This is a genomic window from Sphaerisporangium sp. NPDC049002 (assembly GCF_040649355.1).
Classification (GTDB): domain Bacteria; phylum Actinomycetota; class Actinomycetes; order Streptosporangiales; family Streptosporangiaceae; genus Sphaerisporangium.
In genome coordinates, this window is the sequence record NZ_JBEZFH010000007.1 from 38674 (window position 1) to 54557 (window position 15884).

16 protein-coding genes are annotated in these 15884 nt (G+C 70.4%); 10 read left to right on the top strand and 6 right to left on the bottom strand.

Annotated elements, in window-relative coordinates; genetic code table 11:
* Positions 1–14: 14 nt before the first annotated feature.
* On the bottom strand, positions 15–407 hold the full coding sequence (locus tag AB0B89_RS03065; protein ID WP_358547259.1) for a TIGR03618 family F420-dependent PPOX class oxidoreductase: 393 nt from the start codon (positions 405–407) through the stop codon (positions 15–17).
* A gap of 174 nt (positions 408–581) precedes the next feature.
* On the opposite strand from AB0B89_RS03065, the gene AB0B89_RS03070 reads away from it, so the two are divergent.
* The 3 genes from AB0B89_RS03070 (at position 582) to AB0B89_RS03080 (ending at position 3570) form a co-directional block, all read left to right on the top strand.
* Positions 582–1769, top strand: coding sequence for a helix-turn-helix domain-containing protein (locus tag AB0B89_RS03070; protein ID WP_358547262.1), 1188 nt, complete (start codon positions 582–584; stop codon positions 1767–1769).
* Positions 1770–2103: 334 nt separating this feature from the next.
* Positions 2104–2556 (top strand): VOC family protein, encoded by a 453-nt coding sequence (locus tag AB0B89_RS03075; protein WP_358547265.1) that lies wholly within the window; start codon positions 2104–2106, stop codon positions 2554–2556.
* 384 nt (positions 2557–2940) lie between these two features.
* Complete coding sequence (locus AB0B89_RS03080) at positions 2941–3570, top strand: RraA family protein (RefSeq protein WP_358547268.1); 630 nt, start codon at positions 2941–2943, stop codon at positions 3568–3570.
* 166 nt (positions 3571–3736) lie between these two features.
* Here the strand turns inward: AB0B89_RS03080 and AB0B89_RS03085 are convergent, their stop codons facing one another.
* Complete coding sequence (locus AB0B89_RS03085; RefSeq protein WP_358547271.1) at positions 3737–3931, bottom strand: CsbD family protein; 195 nt, start codon at positions 3929–3931, stop codon at positions 3737–3739.
* 339 nt (positions 3932–4270) lie between these two features.
* Between AB0B89_RS03085 and AB0B89_RS03090 the strand changes: the two genes are divergently transcribed.
* Complete coding sequence (locus AB0B89_RS03090; protein ID WP_358547274.1) at positions 4271–6154, top strand: cytochrome c oxidase assembly protein; 1884 nt, start codon at positions 4271–4273, stop codon at positions 6152–6154.
* A 4-nt stretch (positions 6155–6158) separates the two neighbouring features.
* Entirely contained in the window at positions 6159–6794 is a 636-nt protein-coding gene (locus AB0B89_RS03095; protein WP_358547277.1) for a DedA family protein, read from the top strand.
* A gap of 45 nt (positions 6795–6839) precedes the next feature.
* Here the strand turns inward: AB0B89_RS03095 and AB0B89_RS03100 are convergent, their stop codons facing one another.
* Positions 6840–7757, bottom strand: coding sequence for a hypothetical protein (locus tag AB0B89_RS03100; RefSeq protein ID WP_358547280.1), 918 nt, complete (start codon positions 7755–7757; stop codon positions 6840–6842).
* Positions 7758–8334: 577 nt separating this feature from the next.
* Between AB0B89_RS03100 and AB0B89_RS03105 the strand changes: the two genes are divergently transcribed.
* Genes AB0B89_RS03105 through AB0B89_RS03115 form a run of 3 tightly spaced genes read left to right on the top strand, consistent with a single transcriptional unit; the run spans position 8335 to position 11020 of the window.
* Positions 8335–8844, top strand: coding sequence for a hypothetical protein (locus AB0B89_RS03105; protein WP_358547283.1), 510 nt, complete (start codon positions 8335–8337; stop codon positions 8842–8844).
* Positions 8845–8855: 11 nt separating this feature from the next.
* On the top strand, positions 8856–9755 hold the full coding sequence (locus tag AB0B89_RS03110; RefSeq protein WP_358547286.1) for a universal stress protein: 900 nt from the start codon (positions 8856–8858) through the stop codon (positions 9753–9755).
* Positions 9752–11020, top strand: a complete 1269-nt coding sequence (locus AB0B89_RS03115) for a site-2 protease family protein (RefSeq protein WP_358547289.1) — start codon at positions 9752–9754, stop codon at positions 11018–11020. The genes AB0B89_RS03110 and AB0B89_RS03115 overlap by 4 nt, the downstream gene beginning before the upstream one ends.
* A gap of 68 nt (positions 11021–11088) precedes the next feature.
* Here the strand turns inward: AB0B89_RS03115 and AB0B89_RS03120 are convergent, their stop codons facing one another.
* The 3 genes from AB0B89_RS03120 to AB0B89_RS03130 all read right to left on the bottom strand — a co-directional run bounded on the left by AB0B89_RS03120 (position 11089) and on the right by AB0B89_RS03130 (position 14468).
* Entirely contained in the window at positions 11089–12147 is a 1059-nt protein-coding gene (locus tag AB0B89_RS03120; protein WP_358547292.1) for a PP2C family protein-serine/threonine phosphatase, read from the bottom strand.
* Positions 12148–12543: 396 nt separating this feature from the next.
* The gene (locus AB0B89_RS03125) at positions 12544–12774 is read right to left on the bottom strand and encodes a DUF2277 domain-containing protein (RefSeq protein ID WP_358547295.1); all 231 of its coding nucleotides are present in this window, start codon (positions 12772–12774) and stop codon (positions 12544–12546) included.
* Between the two features lie 140 nt (positions 12775–12914).
* Positions 12915–14468 (bottom strand): M28 family metallopeptidase, encoded by a 1554-nt coding sequence (locus AB0B89_RS03130; RefSeq protein WP_358547298.1) that lies wholly within the window; start codon positions 14466–14468, stop codon positions 12915–12917.
* Positions 14469–14742: 274 nt separating this feature from the next.
* Here AB0B89_RS03130 and AB0B89_RS03135 point away from each other — a divergent pair, with 274 nt between their 5' ends.
* Both AB0B89_RS03135 and AB0B89_RS03140 read left to right on the top strand, forming a co-directional pair.
* Positions 14743–15324, top strand: coding sequence for a hypothetical protein (locus AB0B89_RS03135; RefSeq protein WP_358547301.1), 582 nt, complete (start codon positions 14743–14745; stop codon positions 15322–15324).
* A gap of 26 nt (positions 15325–15350) precedes the next feature.
* Entirely contained in the window at positions 15351–15851 is a 501-nt protein-coding gene (locus tag AB0B89_RS03140) for a hypothetical protein (RefSeq protein WP_358547304.1), read from the top strand.
* Positions 15852–15884 lie beyond the last annotated feature (33 nt).

The window sequence follows — 15884 nt, forward strand, 5'->3', positions numbered from 1 at the left end:
CGCGCCGGCCGCGCTCAGGCGTTGTGGATCACGTGCTCGGGGGTGACGCGTACGGTGATGCGCTGCTCGTCCGGGGTCCTGAAGGGGTAGGAGTCGGCGTCGAGGTACTTCTTGGCCAGGCGGTCGATGACCTCGTCGGCGCCCTCCAGCTCGAACTCGGCCTTGCCCGAGACGCTGACCAGGTGGAAAGCGTTGTCGGGGTCGAGCAGGCTGACCGACACCCGGGGGTCCTCGCGCAGGTAGCGCTCCTTGGCCCGCCCTACCGCGGTGTTGAAGATGACGTCGTCCCCGTCGACGTCGACCCAGACCACCGTGCTGTGCAGCGATCCGTCGGGTCGGTGCGCGGTGACCCAGGCGTGCACGGGCCGCGCGAGCAGGGCCTTGGCGTCGTCGTTCAGCTTGCTCATCTGTGATGCTCCTCAAGGTTCGGCGGTTCGCCTCGCCACTGACGAACACGTCCGGCGGCTGGACCATTCCATCCGGCGCGATCGGCACCGGACGCATGCCACGGCCCCCGAAGTCGATGGCCAAAATGGGGATGTGTCCTACTTTGCTCGGTAGGGCCAAACCGTGGAGGTCTGATGGATCGGCTCGGCGACTCCGAAGCGCCGGACGGCTCCGGCCGCCTCAGGAACAGGAGCACCTCGGCGAGCGTCGAGGAGTTCGCCTCGGCCCTGAACGACCTGGCACTCGGCGGCGACGGCTGGCGCTCGATCCTGCGGCGGATCGCGGACGAGACCGGCAGGGCCGCCCGGCTGGTCGGCGTGCACGGCGGCGTCTTCCACGCCACCGACGGTGGCGACGCCACGATGAGCCCCGCCGAGGTGCGCCGCGTGTTCGCCGAACCGGACCCCGTGCGGGTCGTCTGCCCGGACGGATGGGAGGCGCGCGCCCTGGCCGTACGGGCCGGTCAGCGCCGGGTCGGCCTGTTGCTGCTGGCCGAGCCGCTGCCCGACCACGTGCTTCCGTACCTGCGGGCCGCCTCCACGGCCGTGGCGATCGAGGCCGTACGCCGGGACGCCTCGGCCGTGGTCAAGTCGGAGACCGCCAGCAGGCTCATCGACGAGCTGCGCTTCGGAGCGCTGCGGGGCACCGAGGAGGTGACGCGGACGGCGGCGAGGTTCGGGGTCCACCTCGACCAGCCCCACGCCGCCGCCGTCTTCGCCTACGACGGCTCCAACCGGCACACCTGGTCCACGGCCCTGTCCTGGCTGGAGATGCCGGTCCGGCAGAACGGCGTGGAGGGCTGGACCGTGCTCACCGGTGACATCCCCCGTGAGGTGAGCAGGATCCGCGACCGCCTGCAGGGAATGGTGGGAGAGGGGACCGTGCTCGCGGCCACGGGGCCGGTGGTGTCGGGCCCCGCGCGGACGCCGCGCTCCTTCAGGGACGCGGAGACCGTGCTCGGCCTGCTCAGACGGCGTCCAGGGGAGACCGAGCTTCTGCACTCGTCGCTCGGGCTGGCGCAGTTGCTGCTGGCCGTACCGCCCGACCGGCTCCAGGCGTTCGTCGACCAGCACCTCGGCCCGCTCCTGGACCGCCCCGAGCTGATCCTCACGCTCGACGCGTGGCTCTCCACCCGAGGCAGCCGGGCGGCGGTCGCCGACCTGCTGCACCTGCACCGCAACTCGGTGGGCTACCGGATCGGGCAGATCCGGCAGCTCCTCGGCGGCGACCCCCTGGACTCTCCCATGGCGCACCACCTGCACACCGCGCTCACCGCCCGCGAACTGCTCCAGGTGCTCTCTGAGAACAGTGGTGTCACGTGAAACATGCGCGACCCCGTCCGAATGGTGTCACGTGAAACATTCCTCATCAGATCGGGCACGGTAGCGGCCGGAAACCCGATCTTTGGGCTGTGAGCACATGGAGGGCACGCGGACCACGGACGTACCGTCCGAGACGTCGCCCTCAACGCCAAGCTGCCTGGGAGGGAAGGCCCGGCACACGACCGGCACCTGACGCGGCCCGACCGGCGAGGATGCGACGCCGCTCGCGCCGGAGGGTTCGAGGGCCCGCCGACCACGATTGGGGGAAGGAACAAGGAGGAGCTGAAGACCCGACAGGCCTGACGACCCAGGCTGAACGGCTGAAGGAGGCACTGTGCTCGGCAAGAAGCTCACCGAGGCGCGCTGGACGCACATCGCGCTGCCAAGCTGCGACCTCGACAAGGCCATCGAGTTCTACACGACCATGACTCCTCTGGTGGTGGTGTCGACCCACGAGGACAAGGACGGGCGCAACGCCTGGCTCTCCAACGACAAGCAGGTGGCGACGCCTTTCGTGCTGGTGCTCGTGGAGTTCGCCAAGGACAGGGGCACGCCGCAGCCGCAGCTCTCGCCGTTCGCCCATCTCGGCATGGAAGTGCCCCACCGCGAGGACGTGGACGAGATCGCTCGGCGCGCCCGGGAGCTGGGCTGCCTGCACTGGGACCCGATGGAGCTGCCGCCGCCGGTCGGCTACATCTGCGCCCTCAAGGATCCCGACGGCAACGTCGTCGAGATCTCCCACAACCAGAAGGTCTTCGAAGAGGTCCGCACCCTCTGGGGGGAGTGATTTCTCACGGGTGGACGCCCATCGAGCCGAACGCCGGATTCACGAACGGCGCAGGCGACCCGGTCCACCACTCCACTTGATCTCAAATCATCTCGAATTTGTATTTCCCGGATCTTTCACGCAGCGTCAAGCATCAGAGTGAACGTCACGTTCCACATGCGGCACCGGGACGGCCGTTCCGAGGCAAAGGGAGAGGAAGTACCGTGCAGCACACCTCCGCCACGGGATTCGCCGTCCGTCTCACAGATCCGAGCCCTGTCACCGGTCCGGGGCTCGGACGATGAGCCGACCGTTCCGCACCGACGGCTCGTCACCGGGGGCCGGCCTCCGCTGTACCCCAGTCGGCAAGATCCGGAAATTTCTCCATAAGAGGTGATCGATACCGTGGTTCCGCCTACCACCGCGATCGCGGACGTTCTGCAACTGCGCGGGCTCACCGGCTGGCTCAGCCCGCCGCTGCGCCCGATCCACCGATCGCTGGGCCTGCTCGGCAGGGCCCGCACCGTACGGCTCGCGCCGGGGCCGGGGGACAACGGCCTCGCGCCCCTGCACTGGTTGATGGACGAGGACCTGGAGGACCGGGTGGTCGTCGTCGCGGGAGCCCGGGCGGCGGCCGGAGCGGTGTGGGGCGAGATCCTCACCCGCGCCGCCCTCGCGCGGGGAGTGTCGGGCCTGCTGGTGGAGGGCGGGGTCCGCGACGTCAACGCTTTCCGCGACCTCGGCCTGCCCGTGTGGGCGCTGTACGAGGCCACGGCCGGGCCGGGGCCGGAGGTACACGTGGCGTCGGTCGGACGCCCGGTGGAGATCGCCGGCGTGATGGTGGACGAGAGCACCTCCATCGTCATGGACGGCGCCGGGGTGGTCGCCCTTCCTTCGACGGACGTCTTCGCCGACTCCTATATGTACGCGGACGCCGAGGAGGACGTCGTCACGGCGCTGCGCGAGGGGGCCACGCTGGCCGAGGCGCACCGCTACAAGGAGGACATGGTGGCCAAGCTCCGCCGATCCCTGTAAGGCCACCGGCGACCTCGGCCACATCGCGGCGCGACAGCGGCGGAGGCCCTGTGGCATCCGGGGGCTCCGCCGCTGTCGCGGTCGTCTTCTGGCCGGTCCGGCGCCACCTCGGCCCCGCAGGTGTTCGGCAGGCGGGCCTTCGGGCGGCGTCGGCGCTCGGCGGGCGTCAGTGCTTGAAGGCGTTCTTGACGTTCTTGGCGGCGTCCTTCACCCGCTCGCCGGCCTGCTTCACATGGCCCTTGGCCTCGTCGGCCTCTCCCTCGGCGCGCAGCTCGTCGTCGCCCGTGACGTCGCCCACACCCTTCTTGACCTTGCCCTTGAGCTCTTCGGCCTTGTTCGAGATCTTGTCGTCGGCGCCCATGATCTGTCCCCCTTCGGCAGTAGGTCTGTCCGATATTGCCCCTGTCCGGTGCGGGGGTCGGTAAACGCGATCCGGACCTCTCCGGTGCATCAAGATCTGCCATGGTCGTACAAAAGGCCAGGTGGGGGCGGGCTTGCGGCGCGTTGGGACCGCCGGCGCACGCGCCGCTGGAATGGCCTGTTTCAGGGGGGTCAGGGGTGTTCTCGTGGGAAAGGTGATTCCGCTTCCGAAAGGCTCTCGCCCCTGCCGTTGAATGCGGAGATACTCGATCACAGGCGATCAACTGTGCTTTGTGCGGTCCTGGAACATCGTGTGGTCCCGAAACGAGGAAGCAGGAGAATGACCTCTCCCCGGTTGCGCTCGGCCGTGTTCGTGCTCGTCGGCGTCGCGGCGCTCGCCGTGCTCGTGCTGGCGATGTGGTTCGGCGGCGGCTGGCCGAGGGAGGAGATCCCCGGCCTGCCCTCTCCAGGCGTCCTCACCACCCTGGGACTCCCCGTCGTCAGGGTCGTCCACGACGTCTGCGCGGTCGCGACGGTGGGAACCCTGCTGTCGGCCGTGGCGCTGGCGGGCGACGCGGCCTCCAGGCGGGAGATCACCCGCGTCGCCGGGCACTGGGCGCTCGCGTGGGCCGCCAGCGCGGCGGCCACGCAGATCCTCACCCTCTCGGACCTGCTGGGACTTCCGGTCGGGGAGGCGCTGCAGTCGGGTTTCCTGCTCACCTTCAGCATGGAGGTCCCCCAGGGACAGGCGTTCCTGCTGGTGACGCTGCTGGCTCTGGTGATCGCGGGGGCCTCCACGCTGCCGCTCGGCCTGTGGGGCCGTGGCCTGCTGCTCGCCGTCGCGATCTTCGCTGTGCTGCCCCCCGCGTACGTCGGCCACTCCGCCTCGGCCGCGGATCACAACATCGCCGTCTCCAGCCTGATGCTGCACATCGCCGGGGTGGCCGTCTGGGTGGGCGGCCTGTTCGGGGTCGTCGCCTACCTGCGCCGGTCGGACACCCTCGCCCCGGCCGTACGGAGGTTCAGCGCCCTCGCGCTCTGCTGTTTCGTCGCCGTCGGTGTCTCGGGCCTGGTCAACGCCTGGATCCGCCTCGGCTCGCCGGCCCAGCTCTGGGAGTCGCGCTACGGACTGCTGGTTCTCGGCAAGCTGATCGCGCTCGTGGTGCTGGGATGGTTCGGCCTGCGGCACCGCCGCACCACGATCGCGGCCATGGAGACCCCGGGCCCGTCCGGTTCCCGGCCCTTCCTGCGGCTCGCGGCCGGTGAGGTCGGCGTGATGGCCTGTACGATCGCGCTGGCGGTGGGCCTGTCGCGCACCCCGCCTCCGCGCGGGAGCGGGGCCCACGACCAGCACGAACTGCTCGGCTACTCCCTGCCCCCGTTCAGCCCCTGGCGCCTTGTGACCGAGACGCGGCCCGACCCCCTGCTGATCCTCGCCGTGGTGGGCCTCGCGGTGGCGTACCTCGTCGGCGTGCGGCGGCTCGCCCGGCGCGGCGAGTCCTGGCCGGCCGGCCGTACGGTCGCCGCGATGGCGGGCCTCCTCGTCCTGCTGTACGCCGCGGCCGGAGGCGTGTCCGCGTACGGACCGGCGATGTTCTCCATGCACGCGTTCCAGTACGCGCTCCTGGGCACCGTCGGCCCGGCCCTGCTCGCCCTCGGTGCTCCACTGACGCCTTCGCGGGAGGCCCTGCCCCTCCTCGGGCAGGCGGGCGGCGACGCCACGGCGCTCAGGCTGACCCAGCCCCTGGCCGCGATGGCCGCCTACGCCGTGCCCTATCTGCTCCTCTACGTCACCGGGCTGTTCGAGCCCGCCCAGTCGAGCCTCGCGGTGCGCCTCGTCGCCGAGGTCGTCGTGGTGGTGACCGGGACGTGGTTCTTCTGCGTGGCCCTGGGCCTCGATCCGCTGCCCAGGGCCATCAGCTCGGCCGTACGTACGCGCATGCTGATGGGCGCGCTCGCCGTGCAGGCGTGGATGGCCCTGGTGTTCCTGGCCGGGCCGACCCAGGGGCAGGGCTGGTACGACATCCTGGCCATCCCGTGGGCTCCCGGCCGAGCCGCCGACCAGCGGTCCGGCGCCGCGCTGGGGATCGGCCTGTCGGCCCTCACCATCGTGGCGCTGCTGGCGCTCATGGTGATCTGGCGGCGCGGCGCCCGGCGGCGGATGTCGTCCAAGGACACCTCCGTACAGGCGTCCGGTGGGTGGTCGCGTCAGCACGTAGAGTGATCACATGGCGCCGCCACCGCTTCCGGGTCCTCTGGCCCATCTGGCCCCGCTGCTCGACCGGTACGGTTACCTGGTCGTCGGCGCGCTGGTCTTCCTTGAGGACTTCGGGATCCCCGTGCCGGGTGAGACCATCCTGATCGCCGCGTCCGTCTACGCGGGGGCGGGGCGGCTCAACGTCGTGGGCGTCGCCGTCGTCGCCCTGGTCGCCGCCGTCGTGGGCGACAACCTCGGCTACCTCATCGGCCGCAGCGGTGGTCGTGCGCTGATCCACCGCTACGGGCGCTACGTCTTCCTCCCCGAGCGGCGGTTCCAGGCGGCCGAGGCGTTCTTCCGCCGCCACGGCGCCCCGATCATCACCGTCGCCCGCTTCATCGACGGCTTCCGCCAATTCAACGGCATCGTCGCCGGCACCACCGGGGTCGAGTGGCGCCGCTTCCTCACCTTCAACGTCCTCGGCGCGTTCCTGTGGGTCGGGTTGTGGACGACCCTGGGCTACCTGGCGGGCACCAACATCAACAAGATCTACGAAGATGTGGTCCGCTACGAGACCTACGTGCTGTTCGCCGTGCTCGCCCTCATCGTCCTGGCCATAGCCCGCCACCTGATCCGCCGCGCCCGCCACGACCGCGCGGCCCGATGACGCGCCCGTACGGGCTCGTGCGGCGCCGCAGAGAGGGGCCGGTCGTCAAAAGAGCCAGTCGAGGAGGCCGCCGTTCTTGGTCTGGGTGGGGCTCGGGGCGGGCTGGGGCGCCTCGGTGGTCGGCGGGGGCGTCGGCGACGGGCTGGGCTCCGTGGTCGGCTCGTCGTCCTGGATACGCGGGTCTTCCGGCTGCTGTGTCCGGGTGCTGGCCCTCGGCGTCGGCTGGGCGGAGTGGGTCCGCGTGCGCGTCGGCGAGGGGCGGGACGTGGGCTCCTGGGGGGTCTGTGCCCGGGAGGTCGTCGGTGTCGGGGTGGGCGTCTGGCTGGGCTCCGCCGTCGTCTTCTCCGGGGTGACGGCCGGATCGGCCGACGGGGCGGCGCTGGGGTCGGCCGCCGGGTCGTCGGTCAGCTCGGGGTCCAGCTGACCGGCCGGGGAGCAGCCGGCGGCGGACGAGCACGCGGCCTCGGGCTTCGAGCCCACCGAGGACGACACGATCCAGCCGCCCGCGACCGCGAGCACGACGATCGCGATCATGGCGAGGACGAGCCGCTTGTTCTGGCTGCTCTTCTCTTCCTCTTCCAGGTCCTCGCCGGTCCAGCCGGATCCGAGGAAGCCGCGGCGCTCTTCCGCGTCCGGGTCGTGCTCCCCGTCAGGGTCGAAGCCCGCGTCGTCCGGCCGCGCGTATCCATCGGGTCGCTCGTAGTCGTCGGGTCCTTCGAACCTCTCGGGACGGTCGTAGCCCTCGGAACGGTCGTAGCCCTGGGCCCGCTCGTGGTCTGGCCGGTCGAGCTCCCGCGAGTCGTCGCTCTGGTGGGGGTGAGAGGGTTCGTGGCCGGGGGTCCATCCGTCGGACAGCACGTCGCCGTCGGCGCGCTCCGGTTCGCTGGTCCACGCGATGCCCAAAGGACCGGTCTGCTTCAGAGGGTCCTCTTCGAAGGGTCTCGGGGTGCCGTCGCGGTCCATGCCGAACCTCTCTGCTCAGAATCCTGGCCGCGCAAATTCTTAGCAGTTCCGACAGTGGCCTGTCCGGAAACTTCACAGTATTCCCGAAGATTCGTAATCTTCCCATGAGGCACACGCGTCCCAGACCCTGCTGGGCCGCGAAGCCAGAACGATCACCACGCAGGCTCCGTCGAGCCCGCCGGCCGGGCAAAGGTTGTTTCGCCGTTTCCGCGTGCTTGCCGCTCACGCGGGCGGAGGCGCCGTTTCTTGACTCGGGGTTTACAGGGGTGCTCCTGGCGGGCCGGAAGCCTCCGGTCTCGACGGGCCGGGATACCGCACGGGCCGACATCGTCGTACGTTAGTCATGTGTGGTCACGATGCGTGTGAAGGCGCAGGTGGCGGGCAGGGCCGAACGTCCCGCGGGGAGGCGTCGTAAGACCCTGTCGGGTGGCATCGGGCGTACCCGACTCTGGATGAAGATTCCCTGACAGGGAGGTTCACCATGCGATCCTTGGCCAGGTGGACGACAAGGTGTGTTCGCCGGTACCGGTTCGACCGCAACCCGCTGCGTCGGCGCTCTGACCGGATCGAAACCGTCGTGGTGCTTCTCACCCTGCTGGCCCTGTTGGTCTGTGTGTGGCCCGCTGTCCTCGCCGCCCGCGCCGTCTACGGCCGGGGTGTCGTGGCCGAGCGTGTCGAGCCCGGCCAGCGCAAGGCGGTCACGGCCGTACTGCTGGAGGACGCGGCCAGTACGAGCGCGGTCTCCTCCCAGGGGGCCGTCCTCGGCATCAAGGCCAAGGCGCGGTGGTACACGCCCGACGGCCGGGTGCGTACGGACGTGGTGACCGTGCCCGCGCACGCCAAGGCGGGGTCCGCGCTGGAGATGTGGATCGACTCGTCAGGACGTCCGACGGCGCCCCCGCGGACGCACTCCCAGACGGTCGCCGACGCGGTGGTGGCCGGGTTCGGCGTCGAGACCGGGGCGGCGGGCCTGCTGTTCCTGAACCTCGCGCTCGTCCGGTGGATGCTCGACCGCCGTCGCTACGACGACTGGGACAAGGCATGGACCTCCGCTCACGACCGGTGGCGGCGCCCGAGGCAGCCGTGACGAGGAGCACCATGAACGGACACGTTGTCGTGGGCGTCGACGGCTCACAGGGCGCGCTGGACGCCGTCCGGTGGGCCGCGGACGACGCCGTACGTCGTGACCGTGAACTGCGCGTCGTCCACGTCACCGAGCCGTGGATCTTCGACCAGTCGCTGGGCACGCCGCCCGGGTTCAAGGACTCCCTGTCACGGCAGTCGAGGGGCGTGCTCGCCGAGGCCACCAAGGCGGCCCACGAGCGGGTCCCCGGGCTTCTGGTCGAGTCGGCGTCGCGCACGGGCAAGGTGCGCACGGAACTGCTGAACGAGGCGCGCGACGCCCACGAGCTGGTGGTCGGCACCCGGGGCCTGGGCGGGTTCATGGGGCTGGTGCTCGGCTCGGTCTCGATCGGCGTGGCCGGCCACACCGAGTGTCCGGTCGTCGTCGCCGGTCACCCGCAGGAGACCGTCCACGGGGAGGTCGCCGTGGGTCACGACGGGTCGCCGGAGTCGGAGGGCGCGCTGGAGTACGCCTTCGAGGAGGCCTACCTGCGGGGAGCCCGGCTGCGCGCCGTCTACGCATGGCAGATGTCCGTCTATCTCCCGATGTTCGCCAGTTACACCCCTGACCTCGAAAGGGTCTACGACATGGGCAAGCTCGCGGCGAAGGAGCAGCTTGCCCCGTGGCGTGACAAGTATCCGCAGGTGGAGGTGAACGACGCGACGGTTCGCACTCACCCTGTCGAGGCCCTGTCCGAGGCGTCGTCGATGGCCGACCTCGTGGTGGTCGGCTCGCGGGGAAGGGGCGCCATCGGCTCGGCCGTACTCGGTTCGGTCAGCCATGGAGTGCTCCACCATTCGTACTGCCCGGTCGCCGTCGTGCGATCACGGCACTCCCCCTCGGCGCCCGGCGGCCAGGGGAGCGCGGGCGCATGAAACAGAGCCTGCGTCTCGGCCATGTGGCGGGCATCCCCGTGGGAGCCCACTGGTCCACGGTGATGATCGTCGTCCTGATCGGGGGGGTGCTGGCGACCACGGTGCTGCCGCAGGCGGTCAGGGACCAGCCTCCGGCCCGGTACTGGATGATCGCCGCCGCCGCTTCGGTCCTGTTCCTCGGCTCGCTCCTGGCGCACGAGCTCGCTCACGCGCTCGTCGCCCGCCGAAGGGGCGTGCCGGTCAAGTCGATAACGCTGTGGCTGCTCGGCGGCGTGACCGAGTTCGCGGGGGAGACCAAGACGCCGAAGGACGAGTTCCAGGTGTCGGTCGTGGGCCCGCTGGTGAGCTTGGCCCTGTCGGGCGTCTTCTACCTGGCGGTCCTGTTCCTCCACGGTCCCGAGCTGGTCGTCGCCGCCGTACGGTGGCTCGCCCTGATGAACGCCGTGCTGGCCGTCTTCAACATGCTTCCCGGCTCCCCTCTTGACGGGGGACGCGTGCTGCACGCGGCCCTGTGGCACATGCACGGCGACCGGGTGCGCGCCGACCGTTCGGCGGCCAAGGCCGGGCAGGTGCTCGGCATGTCACTGATCGCGCTCGGCGGCATGGAGCTCATCCTGCTGGCGTCGACCGGGGGGCTGTGGCTGATGCTGATCGGCTGGTTCCTGGTCGGCGCCGCCCGGAGCGAGGGCCTGGTGCGGGCCGCTCACGAAGGGCTCAAGGGCTGGCGGGTGCGCGACGTGATGACCACCTCGCCCGATGTGGCCCCGGCCTGGCAGGACATCGATGACTTCATCACGGGCGTGGCGGTGCGCTCCCATCAGACCGTGTTCCCCGTCGTGGACTTCGGCGGGCATTCGGCGGGGACCATCTCCCTGGAGGCCCTCACGGCGATCCCGCCCGACCAGCGGCAGGACAGGCGGATCGCGACGGTGGCGCGGCCGCTGCCCCCCGGCCACCTGCTCTCCCCCGACGACGACGCCGCCCGCATCCTGGAGCCGACGGCCGTCACCGGCGAGCTGATGGCCGTGGTCGCGGAGGCGGGGCACGTCGTGGGCATGGTCACCACCGCCGACCTGACCCGAGCCCTCCAGCAGGCGGTCCTGCGCACCACCACCTCACGCCAGGACATCCAGCGGGACGCCGAGCAGCCCGGCGACACCCAGCAGGACGCCGAGCAGCCGGGCGACACCCAGCAGGACGCCGAGCAGCCGGGCGACACCCAGCAGGACCACCCGGGCCAGGCCCTGCACGGTCCGGGAGCCTGACTTCACCCGCGCCGTAGGCCGGGCATGGTGGGGATCCGCTTCCCGCCTCGGGGCGATCGCGTCAGGCTTCAGTCTTCACGGCACCGGAGCAACAGCATGGCCGCGTCGTCGTGCAGCGGCGCGTCGACGTGGGCGACCAGATCGAGCCGGAGCGCTTCGAGGGCCGCCTCGGGGTCGTCGTCCTTCAGCAGGAAGGCACGGTCGGTGAGCGGGTAGAACCGGCCCGAGCGGTCACGCGCCTCGATCACCCCGTCGGTGTACAGCAGGATCTGGTCGCCGGGGCCGAAAGCGACCTGGTGCGGGTTGGGCCCCTCGACCTCCAGCACGGCAAGGCCGAGCGGCGGCGCCGTGTCCGCCGGCTCCGCGAGCGTGATCTTGCCGTCGGCATGGAGGATCAGCGGCGGGGGATGGCCGTAGTTCAGCAGCGTGAGCTTCCCGCCGGGATCGGCGTCGAGGAGGATCGCCGTGACGAACTCCTCGCCAGACAGCCGCCGGTTGAGGGCCTTCTCAAGCCGTCCGCTGACGGCGCGCAGGTCGGGCTCGTCGTGGGCCGCCTCGCGGAACGCGCCGAGGACCAGCGCCGCAGTCTCGACCGCCTCCAGGCCCTTGCCCTGCACGTCTCCGACGATCGCGCGGACCCCGGTGGGGCCGGTGACGACCTCGTACAGGTCGCCGCCGATGCGCGCCTCCGCGTTCGCCGAGGTGTAGGACACGGCCGCGCGCAGGTGGCCCGCACGCCGGGGAACCGGCCGCAGCAGCACCCGCTGCGCCACCTCGGCCACGGACCGCACGGTGGCCAGCTCGCGCTCGCGCCGCTGCCGCCCGACGGTGGCGAGGATGCTCGCCGCCGTGACCCCGACGATCGAGACCAGGCTCATGTTGCTCTGCCTGTCTCCGAGGATGTGGTTGTACAGGGCCAGCAGCAACGACAGCACCAGCGCGACGACGCCGATCACCACGGTGCGGCGCACACCGCCCACCAGGCTGGCGAACGCCGGGCCGACGGCCAGCAGGGAGAGGTAGCCGAGGTCGGGGCCGGTCATGAGGTCGACTACGGCCACGATGCCCAGCGAGGCGAAGGGCAGCGACCCTATGAGCCGCCGCGCTCCGCGGTTGACCGCACTCATAGGCGCTCCGCGGCCGTGACGGTGGATATACGACCGGGTTCGCTCGTCACAGGGTGCCTCCCGTCCGCTCACCACAAAAATCATCGACGACCATAAAAGGGGATAATTTAGACCAGTCCCCGCCTACGCGAGTAAGCACCTCGACGACCTCACAGCACGAACGAACTGGACGCTCTCAGCGCCTGAAAGCCGGACCGAGCCTGCCCGAGCGCGATTCGAGCCGGGAGGTCTCTGAAGGCCTCATGAATCGAACCTTACTCTGGGATGGCCCAACTGGGACCGATTCGATATAGGTCTTCGACTTTCCCGCTTTCGGTCGCGCTCGTAAAACCCCGAATTACCCAAAAAAGCGAAATATCGTGATTAGGTGGGAAATTAAGGCGGGCTGAGGTCGGGTCATATCTCTGATCGCCGGCGGACGACGTGCTTCAGCTGGAGCTCGTCGAGAAGGTCCTGGGTCGCCACGGCGATGACGTCCACGGCCCGTTCGAAGGCCTCCGCGTTACGCGCGGACGGGGACCGAAAACCCGAGATCTTGCGAACGTACTGCAGCGCGGCGGCCCGTACGTCGTCATCGGTGACGTCGCTGGTGTAGGGCTCACGAAGGGTCTTGATACTCCGGCACATGACAGGACGGTACGTCATGCCGCCGGGGGACGCGCGCACGTGGTGGCGGAGCCAGGGGTGACCCCAGCGAGCGCGGGCCCGCGTCGCCGCGGAAGGGTGGTCATGCGCCCGTACGGCGCGCATGACCACCCTCGGACGGATCAGAGGGCCGGACGTCCGTGAGCGTCGGCACCGGACGGCGGTGCCGCGACGCGCGCCGCGACCGTCGCGCGGGTGTCAGGACCGGGCAGGTCACGGCTGAACCCGTAGACCACGGCCGCCGTCGCGATGGCCCCGGTGTTCAGGGCGAGCGCCTTGTCGTTGATGTTGGCGATCGTGTCGCACGCCTGGTGGTAGCAGGAGTCGTAGGCCTTCCCGGCGGTGCCGCCGAAGAGCGCCTGCTCCGCGGGGGTCTTGATGCCCTCGGCGCCGGTGAACACGCCACCGGAGGGGATCCCCGCGTCGATGAACGGGCCGTAGTCGGAGCGGCCGTCGAAGTCGGTGCCCGCATGGCCCTGGCGGAGGGTGTCGAAGTACTTCTCGAAGAGCTTCTCGATCTCGTCGGATCCGGGCGGCCCGGCAGGCGCTCCCGTGGCGTCGGAGTCGTCGCCGTCGTAGATCTTGATCGCGTAGTTCGGCGAGGCCACCATGTCGAAGTTGAGGTACAGCTTGGTCTTCGCCCGCTCGTCGGCCGACAGGCTGCCGACGTAGTGCTCAGAGCCGAGCAGGCCGAGCTCCTCGGCGCTCCAGAAGGAGTAGCGCAGCTTGTTCCTGGTGGGGATCTTGGCGAGCTTCGTCGCCACCTCCAGGATCGCCGCGGTGCCCGAGCCGTTGTCGTTGATGCCGGGCCCGGCCGGGACGCTGTCCAGGTGGGCGCCCAGCTGGACGACCTTGCTCGCGTCGCCCCACCTGGAATCGGCGATGACGTTCTGGGTGACACGCAGCTCGCTGGTGGTGTCGGTCCTCAGCCGTACGACCGTGCCGGCCGGGCTGGACAGCTCCTGTCCGACGGCGAAGCTGGTGCCGACCACCGGGATCGTGACGGTGGGTTCCCCGAGGCTGCCCTGCAGCGTGTCGGTGCGGCCCGGCTGCCCCTCGTTGAAGAGGATCACCCCGGCCGCGCCCGCTGTCTGCGCGTTCTCCGCCTTCACCTGGAAGGTGCAGGTGCCGCGCTGGAGGAGGGCGATGTTCCCCGGCGTGAAGCCGGCGAAGTCGCTCGCCTCGCACCCCGAGGTGGAGCCCGGCGCCGGGGCCGGCGGCAGGGTCAGGTCGACGTTCTGGACGGGCGCCGTGACGTCGCCGGAGCCGGAGTAGGTCATGGTGGCGAACTCGCCGACCGTGCTTCCGTCGGCCGGGGTCGGGGCGTAGATCTTCGGTTCGGGGGAGATCTGCTGCAACAGCGCGGTGGAGTGCTCCTGGAAGTACGGGAACTCGAACGGCTGGATCGTCACCTTGTAGCCGGCCTTCCTGAGCTGGCCGGCGACGTAGTCACGCGAGGCGCTGAAGCCCGGCGTCCCCGCCGCCCGCGTGCCGCCGTTGGCGTCCGCGATCTGCTGGAGCTGCCGGAGGTGCTGCTTGACCCCTGGCGCGGTGACCGTGCGGGCCAGCTGGGTGAGGTCGGGGTCGGCGCCGACCGGTAGGGCCGTGACCAGGGGGAGTATCAGGGCGGCTGTCGCGGTGGCGATGCCCGCCCCCTTGCGGAGGGTGAAGCGCATTCAGCTTCTCCTTCAGATCCAATGGATGAGTCCCCGAATTGCCGCTGACGCATGAACGTAGCCGGAGTTGACCAATTCGTGAAGGGGTGCCGCCTCATGTAACGGTATTTCGTGAAAAAACGCCAAATGATCGTTTAGGCGGTTTCATGGCTGCCAAGCGCGATGGCTCTCCAGGTATCGGGGTGCGGGCCGCAGGCAAAGTCCCCGCCAAGCGGCGTTACCGGGCACGAAGGGCAGGGGATGGGCCATACGTTCCTGACTCACGGAGGGCGCTATGGCGCAGAACACGACCACTGTCCCGGATGGCAGATCATCAGGTCAGACGGTGAAGGCCCGGCGTCCGGCCGCGTCGAACGGCTCGGCGGGCGAAACGCGGCGGACCGCCGCCTCGCGGCCGTCCGCCACCGCGAGCAAAGCCGGCAAGCGGCCGTCCACCGCCGAGGGCAAAGCCGGCAAGCGGCCGTCCACCGCCGAGGGCAAAGCCGGCAAGCGGCCGTCCACCGCCGCGAGCAAGGCCGGCAAGCGGCCGTCCGCCTCCGAGGGCAAGGCCGAGAAGGCGCGGAAGCCCGCCGCCACCGGAGCTCGGGCGGAGAGCACGCGGCGGTCCACCCCGTCGGCACGTACCGTGATCGCCCAAGCCGAGGCGAGCAAGCCGTCGGTCACCCTGCCGCTGGTCGGCAGGGTGACCATGCCGCCGCCGAACCGGCTCGCCTTCTACGCGGCGCTTGGCCTGCTCACGGCCTTGGAGATCATCGAGTGGCCCATCGCGGTGGTCATCGGGGTCGGCCACTTCCTCGCCGAACAGCACGTCTCCCGCGCGCTCCAAGGAGTCGGGGAGGCCGCGGAAGCGGTGTAGGGATAGGAACGTGAAAGGTGGCGCGCATGGGGAGATCGGCCTTCTGCCGCTACATCGTGGCCGGCGCTCTGGCGGGAGCGGCGGGTACGGCGGCTCTCTACGTGGTGACCTACCTTGACCAGGCGGTACGCGGCCGGCCGTCCAGCGGCCTGCCCGCTCAGACCGCGGGAAAGCTCGCGGAGACTGCCGGGCTGTATCTCGGGGAGGGGCACCGGGCCGAGAGCCGCAAGGAGGGGATCGGCGCCCTGCTCGGGCTCGGGACGGGAGTGGGGCTGGGCGCGGCCTACGGGGCGCTTCGCATCCGCGTCCACGACGTGTCCGTCCCGGTGGCGGGCGTCGGCGTCGGGCTCGCGGCGACGGTGGCGGCCAATGTGCCGATGACGGCCCTGGGCCTGACCGACCCGCGCACCTGGGGCACGGTGGGCTGGCTGTCCGACCTGATCCCCCACCTGATCTACGGCCTGGTCACGGTGTACGGCTTCGAGATGATGGCCGGCCAGGCCGGACCCCGGAAGAGAAGCTCCTGACGTGCCAGAAGGCCGGCAGCCGATGGCTGCCGG